The organism is Actinomadura soli (genome assembly GCF_005889715.1).
Classification (GTDB): domain Bacteria; phylum Actinomycetota; class Actinomycetes; order Streptosporangiales; family Streptosporangiaceae; genus Spirillospora; species Spirillospora soli.
This window is the reverse complement of record NZ_VCKW01000326.1, coordinates 1-7698: the sequence shown is the minus strand read 5'-3', so window position 1 is coordinate 7698 and position 7698 is coordinate 1. Positions and strand designations below refer to the sequence as shown.

Below are 7698 nucleotides of genomic sequence, written 5' to 3'. Positions count from 1 at the left end.
GGGTGGTGAGGCGGGGGTTTCGGCGGCGTATGCGACGGCGACTGGGAGCCGACAGGCTCGGGGCGAAAAGGTCTTGGCCGATCTGGAAGGTTCAGGTGGGCGGGCGGATCGCGCGCCTGCGGATCACGCCGTCGACGTTGAAGCGGGACAGGAGTTCGGCGAGTAGTGCGCGTGTTTCGTCGAGGCGATCCCGGCCGAATTCATTGGCCAGTTCCGCGTCGAGGGCCGCGCGGTGTCTGCGGGCGGCGTCGACTGCGGCCTGGCCGTGGCCAGTGAGGTACAGCAGCCTGGTGCGCGCGTCGTTGGGGGAGGGGGTGCGGGTGAGCAGTCCGCGGCGCTCGAGGTCGGCGACGGCCTTGGACGCGGCCTGCTGGCTGACGTTCATCCGTTCGGCGAGGGTGGTGATCGACAACGGTGCGGCGAGGACGTGCTGGATCACGACCCCGTCGTTGAATCGCAGCTCGCTGAAGCCGTCGGCCGCCAACCGCTGCTGAACCTCGTCGGCCATGGCCCAGCCCACGAACAGGGCGGCAAGTGACAGGTCGATGTTCTCGGACGTAGGATGCACAACCATGGTTGTGAAACCTAGCAACCAGGCCGACGGCTCCGAGCTCGCACGCTACGACCTCACTGAGGACGCCTCCACCGAGACGGCCATGGTGTTCGGCGAGCTCTACCGCAACGGCGCCGAATGGAAGTTCCGCGCCGTCGGCCAGGGATACGCCTCCGGCCTCTCGGGGGTGGCGAAGGACTTCGGCGTCAACGTCTGACGCCGGGCGCGTGGACGGGCCGCGCGCCCGGCCCCGTCCGCTATGGAGTGTATTGGCGGCAGACGCCGGTGAAGACGGCGGCGAGTTCGGTGCCGAGGACGGACGCCGTCAGCTCGGCCGCGGCCATGCGCATTCCTGGACGAAACCGTTCGGCCACCGGCACCTGCGCATGGACTGCGCCGAGCAGGCCGACACCCCACCCGAACAGCAGGAACTCGCCTGGCGGCGATTCACCACCGCAGGAGCGGACTAGTCTGTTCGTTTGCAAATAGAACAAGTCCGAGGATGGTGAGCTGATTCTCCAGCCTGCGTTCATAACGGGGGTAGAACTGGTCGAGGTGGCATCGCCGGTGTCAATCGCCGATCCCGCGAGCTTTTCCGGGGATCGGATCGCGGGTTGAGCCGGACGTGGGGCCCCTGGACAGGCGCCTGACCACGGAGGCGAAGTCGGCGACGGACTGGTTGGTGGTGTTCACCGGCCAGCAGAGGGCGATGCGCAGCGGTGAGACGTCGTCCACGGGCACCCAGGCCAGATCCGGACGGCTGTAGTGCAGTGTCATCGACTCGGGGCTGAGGCAGATCGCCCGGCCGGAGGCCACGTGTTCGAGCATCTCCTCGACGTTGTCGTTCTCTGGTCCCCACAGCGGCTTTCGTCCGTCGGGACGCGGGTTCACCGCCCACCAGTCGACCCAGTCCCTCGGTGCCCGCCGGGTCCAGGCGATCGGGTCGTCGTTCAGCTCCAGGATCGAGATCGTGTCCCGTCCGGCCAGCGGATGTCCGGTGGCCAGCCCGGCCATCCTCCGCTCGACGGCCACGACCTCGGTGTGCAATCCGGTGGTGTCGGCGGGCAGCCAGATGAAGGCGACATCGACCAGCCCTTCGTGGAGCGCCATCACCTCCCCGCCCCACTCGAAGCGCTTGGGCTCGACGGAGGAATCGGGGTGCCGCCGCATGAACTCGGTGTAAGCCTGGGTGGCCATCGTCCCGGCGCCGGAAGCCTCGAATCCGACTCGCAGGATTCGGGACCTGGCCGCGGCCACGAGGCGCGCGGCGCGCTGGGCCGCCTGCCAGTCGGCGATGAGCTGCCGCGCGAGCGGGAGGAGCGCCTCGCCCGCAGGGGTCAGCAGGACCTCGCGACCGGTCCGCTCGAACAGCGGCGTGCGGAGGTCCTCTTCAAGCTGGCGCATCCTTCGGCTCAGTGCGGGTTGGGAGACGAAGAGCCGTTCGGAGGCGCGGGTGAAGTTCAGTTGTTCGGCGAGTTCGATGAAGTACCGCAGGGATCGCGTGTCCACGTCCATGCGCAGGCCTCCCTGACCCAAGGGCTGATCTAGGCGTCAACTGTATGGGCATGGGTCTCACGCTCCCTTGCCATCTCGGGTGGGACGCCCGCCCTCGGGTCTCCATGCGCTTTTTGCATAGGCAAAGGTCTTGGACTCGCGCGGGGAGCCCGCGCTTTGCTGAGCCCAGCGGACATCCTTCGGCAGCGGAGGCCGCCCCTCGGCTCCGCGGGAGATCCCGCGTCGTCGGGCCGTGGCGCAGGGGCCGCTCGTCGGCCGGGAAGCGAAGGAAAGAAAATGGCAGGAGCTGGAGATTTTGTCATGCGCTTTCGTAAGTACATCGGCTTCGCAATGGTGGCGGCGGTACTGCTCACAGGTTGCGGTAGCGCGGGGGATACCGGCGGTTCACCGGAACATTCCGCAGGCGCCGGCACGGAGGCGGGTGCCTCGGATTCCCCTCGGGCGTCCACCGTCGCCGTGCCCGTCGACAAGGCGGAGGCCGAACGGGTCGCGCGCCGCTTCCTGGACGCGGCCAACGCGGGTGACGCGAAAGGGGTCGAGGCCGCCTTCGCGGAGAACGCCCGGTTCGACAGCGTCGGCCGCGTCTACCCGTCGCGGGCGGACATCATGAATCGCTTCCTCATTCCCGAAGTACTCGACGTCGGCGGCCGCTACAAGGCCATCGGGAGCCGCTGGGACGGCGACCGGTACGTCGTGAGGTACGACTTCAAGACGAGCGGGGGCGGTGGCGAGAGCTTCTCCTACGCATTCCTGATCCAGGACGGGCTGATCCGCGACGTTGCCGGCCGCTACTGAGCCGCTGGTATACGGCGCGCGGAAATCCCGAGATCTGTGGAGAGCCAATGGAGACAGCTCACTCGCGACCGGAGCTCACGTGACCGCTGAACTCACTTCCCGGCAGGGGGACGTCTTCGAATCCGTCAGCCGGCCTGGTCGGGGCCGTGTCCCGGGGTGGGCAATGCGGCCACCGGCGGGTGGAACCGAACCGCAGGTATGGGCACCCATGGCCATCGCGGCGTTGCTGACCGCGTTCGTCGCCTGGGAGCGGAGCAGCCCCGACCCGTTGTGGCCCTTGGCCGTCCTCCGTCTGCGGACGGTACGGTCGGCGACATTGGCGGCGGTGACCTTCTTCACCCCGGTGCTGGGCCTGCTGTTCTTCGCCCCCCTCTAAATGCAGGGCATGCTCGGATACTCGCCGCTGGAGGCGGGTCTGGCGATCGCGTCCCTCACCGGGGTGCCGCAGGCTCGTCACGGCGTCGCCGGCGCATTCAACGTCACCGCACAGCAACTCGGCGGCTGCCTTGGCGTGGCGGCTCTGGTGACGGTCGCCCACACGCCCCCTACGTCTGCCGGCCAGGCGGGCGTGCTGACGGGCTATCACACGGCCTATCTCGTCGGCGCCGCCGTCGCGGCGTTGGGCGCACTAACCATCGCCGTCCTCTCGCTACGACCACCACATGAGCGGGACAAGCGCTGTCCCCGTTTCCGAAGGGAGTTCCTCTTGACCGATATCTCTCGCGCGAGCCTGTTGCGCGCCGTCGGCGTCACCGCGGCCGCCGCGACCATCGCGGGCCCCGAACCTGCCGCGGCGGAGCCCGTCGGCAAGCCTCGCGAGCATCCGAACGTCACCCTGATCCGCAAGTATTACGAGGCCTACGGAAACGGTGATCTCCAGGCGCTGCGCACGAGGTTCTTCGCCCGGGACATCACCTGGACCATCCCCGGACACCATCCCTGGCCGGCACGAAGGAGGGTCCGGACGAGGTGCTGGCCTTCTTCAAGGCGCTCGGCCGGGCGGGCTTCAAGGCCGAGACGATCTTCCTGGCCGCGGACGGCGACTGGGTGGTCGACCTGCACCGCGGGTGGAGCACGAAACCCAAGGGACTGGACATCACCTGGGCGCTGGCCTTCCGCATCGAGGAGGGCCGGATCGCCGAGGCGATCAACTACCCCGGCGACCAGCACGCGGCGGATGCCTACTTCTGGAAGGTCTTCGCGCTGGCCGACCTACCGGACCGGCTCCACCCTCGATCGCGAGGCTGAAAGCGCGTCTCACGCGGTCGACCCCGGCTTTGGCGAGGTCACCGACCTGGAATCCTCGTGTCTTCGATCACGAGGAGAAACGCACGATGCCCAGGAGCTATCCCCGAGTTCCGTCGCAAGGCAAGCGGTTGTCGGCCTCTGAGCGGAGAAAGTCGCTGCCGGTCTTGTCATCAAGTGACTGGTCGGCAATGGCCGTTAGTGAGCCAGCATCAAATAGAGATCACGTTGTGCCGTTCATCGCACGTTGACAGCGGGGTCGGTGAGGCCGGGGCGGCCGGTTTCGGCGTGGCCGGCGAGGCGGCGTACGAAATCGCTGCTGATGTCGCAGGTGATGGTGAGGTCGTACCAGTGCGAAGTGCGCAGCGGTACCAGCTGGTGACTTGCCCGGCTGTTCGGACGCACCTGGATCTTGCGGGTCTGAGAGCCGTAGCCGTCAGTGACAGAGAATCTAACGGCCCGGTCATCCATGTTGATCAGCGTCAACCAGATCACGCCGTGCTTGACGTGGGCCTCGACCTCGACCCGTTCGTCCGTCCTTCCGGCGAACCGGCGCAGGAAGCCGTTCGGACCGTGCACCGACAGGTCGTAGCTCTCGCCGTTCCAGGAACCCGATAGCTCGTGACCGGACTCGACGGTGTACGTGCGCGGATCCTGACCGGCGGCGGTGACGTGGAAGCAGGCTCCCGCCTTGCCGTGGCTGGCGAACTTCAGGGTGATCCGGCCATCGGCGACCTCACCGGCCACGCTCAGGTCGTACGGCAGTGGCCGGGTGAAGCGTCGGCCGCGCTCTTGCTCGAGTGGCTGCGCCGTGGCCGGGATCGCCGGGACGAAGTCCGGGTGCCGATTGTGGTCCGGCGGGTCGTAGTCGTCGGTGTCCGGCAGCCTCGCTGGCCGAGCCTGCGGGTCGGCGAAGTCGAACGCGCTGGTCAGGTCGCCGCACACGGCGCGGCGCCACGGTGAGATGTTCGGCTCGCGCACCCCGAAGCGCTTCTCCATGAACTGGAGGATCGAGGTGTGGTCGAAGGTCTGCGAGCAGACCCAGCCGCCCTTGCTCCAGGGCGACACGATGAACGCCGGGACGCGCGGGCCGAGACCGTACGGCCCGGCCACGTACCCGCCGCCACCCGCGAAGTATTCGGCGGTGGTATCGGCGGTGGAGGCGCTTTCGGTCCGTGGCAGCGGCGGATACGGAGGCACGACATGATCGAAGAAGCCATCGTTCTCGTCGTAGGTGATGATCAGGACGGTCTTGCTCCAGACCTCGGGGTCGGCGGTCAGCGCGTCCAGGACCTTGGCGATGTACCAGGCGCCAAAGTTGGACGGCCAGTTGGAGTGCTCGCTGTACGCCTCCGGCGCGGGAATCCAGGAGATCTGTGGCAGCCGGCCGTTCTTGACGTCGTTCTCAAGGATGGCGAAGTAGCTTTCGCCGTTGATGGCCCTTGTGCCGACACGGGCTTTCTCGAACAGCGGCTCGCCCGGCTTGGCATTGCGGTAGTTGTTGAAGTACAGCAGTGAGTTGTCGCCGTAGTTGCCGATGAACGCGTCGCCGGTCCAGCCCCAGCCCCCGTCGGCGTTCAGGCCGTTTCCCTCGTCCTGGTACACCTTCCAGGAAATTCCCGCCTTCTCCAACCGTTCCGGATAGGTGGTCCAGCCGTATCCCTTTTCCTCGTTCCCAAGGACCGGTCCACCACCGGCGCCGTCGTTTCCGGTGTAACCGGTGAGCATGTAGTAGCGGTTGGGGTCGGTGGCGCCGATGTAGGAGCAGAAGTATCCGTCGCAGATGGTGAACGCGTCGGCGAGCGCGAAATGGAACGGGATGTCTCCCCGGTCCAGGTAGGCCATCGTGTACTTCGACTTCGCCGGAATCCACTTGTCGTAGTTGCCGTTGTTGAACGCCTGCTGGCCGTCGTTGCGGCCGTGTGGAAGCCCATACAGGTACTGCATGCCCAGGTCTTCGACCTCGGGGTGGAACGGCAGGACGTCCGCCGCCCCGTCCGCCTGGTGGTAGATCGGCTTCCCGTCGGGCCGCGCGACCGGCCGGGGGTCGCCCAGGCCGCGCACGCCCGACAACGTGCCGAAGTAGTGGTCGAACGATCGGTTCTCCTGCATCAGCACGACGATGTGCTCCACGTCGCGGATCGTGCCGGTCCGGCGATGCGCGGGTATTTCGGCCGCCCGCGCGATGCTCTGCGGTAGAGCGGCCAGCCCCGCCGTACCTCCAGCCAACTGCAAGAACCGCCGACGACTGACCTCGCTCATACATGCCTCCGCAATGCGAGACGAGCAGAAATCTCAAAGCCCGACAGATCGTCGTTGTCCCTGGTGGCGTGCGCGTGTACGCGCTCGGAACTGCTGCTAAAGCCCTCGCGGACGACGGCACAGCCCTGGGCGGCAGCCCACCTGGGTTGCCGCAGGCCGTGTTTGCTCTGGTCGGCGTAGCTGGGGTGCGTGGACTCGAATTTCCTTCTTGTGGTCGTCCAGGGTGCGGGACGGATGTGCGGTCAGCCGCAGGAAATCGTCGCTTACGACTGCTTGCACGCCGGTTCTGACGATCGTGGACAAGTGGCTGATGTGGGCCACGTGTTCGGCGGGGCGATCCGGACTCGCGGCGAGGTGTGCGCGGTCGGTGTCCTGCTGTGCGGGGTGGTGCGACGCCCTGCCCTCCGCGTCCTCGGGGGCGTGTCCGGCCGCGACGAGCTGGAGCGCCGGATCACGAACCGTGATTCTGGAGCCCCACAGGCGTGCCGGAGTGCGATCAGGTCCCGGTGCCAGCGCGGCACCGTGTCCGGCCGTACCGGGAGCCGCATCCGCCGCAGTATCAGGCATTACGCCTTTCACCTGCCCGGACGTACTTTTCGGCAAGCGCAGGGGCGACCGTCTACGTCATGGACCAGTCGACAGACCGGAACGCTTCGTACCAGCATGTCGCATCCGGTGAAGGGGGTTCGTCACGAGTCGTTGGTGTGGCGTAGGACCTGGGTGCGCACGGGAGAATTCAGACCTTGCAGGATTTGGTTCGCTCGTCCGTCGGCGCAGTCGCGCAGGAGAGCAGCGGTGATGATGGGCGGGACGTGGTTGAGGACCGCGCAGGCGCGTTGGACGGACATCACCTCCAGATGGCGGGAGGCGATGTCGGGTGGAAACGTGCTCAGGATGTCGGCCGCTACACGCTGGTCCGATCGGCGGAGTATCTGAGCGCTCTCCTTGGCGGACATCGCGGCCAGGGTCGCGGCGGCCTTCGTGCGTGCCATGTGGGGGACGGCAGAGGCGGCGCAGGCGGCGGGGAGGCCGCGCATGACGGACGAGGCGGCGCGGGGGTCTGTGGCCAGGGCATCGAGCAGTTCGCCCATTCGAAGGGGGTCGCATGCGGCCACGACGTGCACCGCCTGCGAGACGGGCAGGGCGCGGAGCAGCCGGCCGGCGAAGGCGCGATCTCGTCCGGCAATGGCGTCGCGGATGGCGGCGGGAGGTAGTCGAGCCAGCCGTGCCGCTTCGTTCGCGGGGGGTACGGTCGTGGGGGGCTCGGGGTCGCCGTTCACGCGGATGGGCACCGTGGGGGCGTCGTTCGGACGGGCGGGGGTGGGCGC

At 67.5% G+C, this 7698-nt stretch carries 8 protein-coding genes and 1 pseudogene; 5 read left to right on the top strand and 4 right to left on the bottom strand.

Translation table 11 applies throughout. The features are described from left to right. Positions 1-91: 91 nt before the first annotated feature. Complete coding sequence (locus ETD83_RS36905; RefSeq protein ID WP_138649844.1) at positions 92-574, bottom strand: MarR family winged helix-turn-helix transcriptional regulator; 483 nt, start codon at positions 572-574, stop codon at positions 92-94. A 4-nt stretch (positions 575-578) separates the two neighbouring features. Between ETD83_RS36905 and ETD83_RS36900 the strand changes: the two are divergent. Further along, positions 579-770 (top strand): annotated as a pseudogene (locus tag ETD83_RS36900) (TerD family protein); the annotation flags it as partial. 52 nt (positions 771-822) lie between these two features. Continuing rightward, positions 823-1023: a hypothetical protein gene (locus ETD83_RS36895; protein ID WP_138649843.1), complete on the top strand. Its 201-nt coding sequence runs from the start codon at positions 823-825 to the stop codon at positions 1021-1023. A 100-nt stretch (positions 1024-1123) separates the two neighbouring features. On the opposite strand, the gene ETD83_RS36890 is transcribed toward ETD83_RS36895, so the two are convergent. Then, positions 1124-2068 (bottom strand): LysR family transcriptional regulator, encoded by a 945-nt coding sequence (locus ETD83_RS36890; RefSeq protein WP_205718082.1) that lies wholly within the window; start codon positions 2066-2068, stop codon positions 1124-1126. Positions 2069-2524: 456 nt separating this feature from the next. Here ETD83_RS36890 and ETD83_RS36885 point away from each other — a divergent pair, with 456 nt between their 5' ends. The 3 genes from ETD83_RS36885 (at position 2525) to ETD83_RS44040 (ending at position 4111) form a co-directional block, all read left to right on the top strand. Beyond that, entirely contained in the window at positions 2525-2863 is a 339-nt protein-coding gene (locus ETD83_RS36885; RefSeq protein WP_138649842.1) for a nuclear transport factor 2 family protein, read from the top strand. Positions 2864-3071: 208 nt separating this feature from the next. Continuing rightward, positions 3072-3239, top strand: a complete 168-nt coding sequence (locus ETD83_RS43190) for a hypothetical protein (protein WP_171064654.1) — start codon at positions 3072-3074, stop codon at positions 3237-3239. A gap of 539 nt (positions 3240-3778) precedes the next feature. After that, a complete protein-coding gene (locus ETD83_RS44040) occupies positions 3779-4111 on the top strand; it encodes a nuclear transport factor 2 family protein (protein WP_205718083.1) in 333 nt (110 codons plus the stop codon). Between the two features lie 234 nt (positions 4112-4345). Here ETD83_RS44040 and ETD83_RS36875 read toward each other — a convergent pair whose 3' ends face one another. Next, the gene (locus ETD83_RS36875; RefSeq protein WP_138649841.1) at positions 4346-6370 is read right to left on the bottom strand and encodes a phosphocholine-specific phospholipase C; all 2025 of its coding nucleotides are present in this window, start codon (positions 6368-6370) and stop codon (positions 4346-4348) included. 689 nt (positions 6371-7059) lie between these two features. Then, positions 7060-7698: magnesium transporter MgtE N-terminal domain-containing protein (locus ETD83_RS36865; protein ID WP_205718081.1), on the bottom strand; the 639-nt coding region annotated here is incomplete at its 5' end.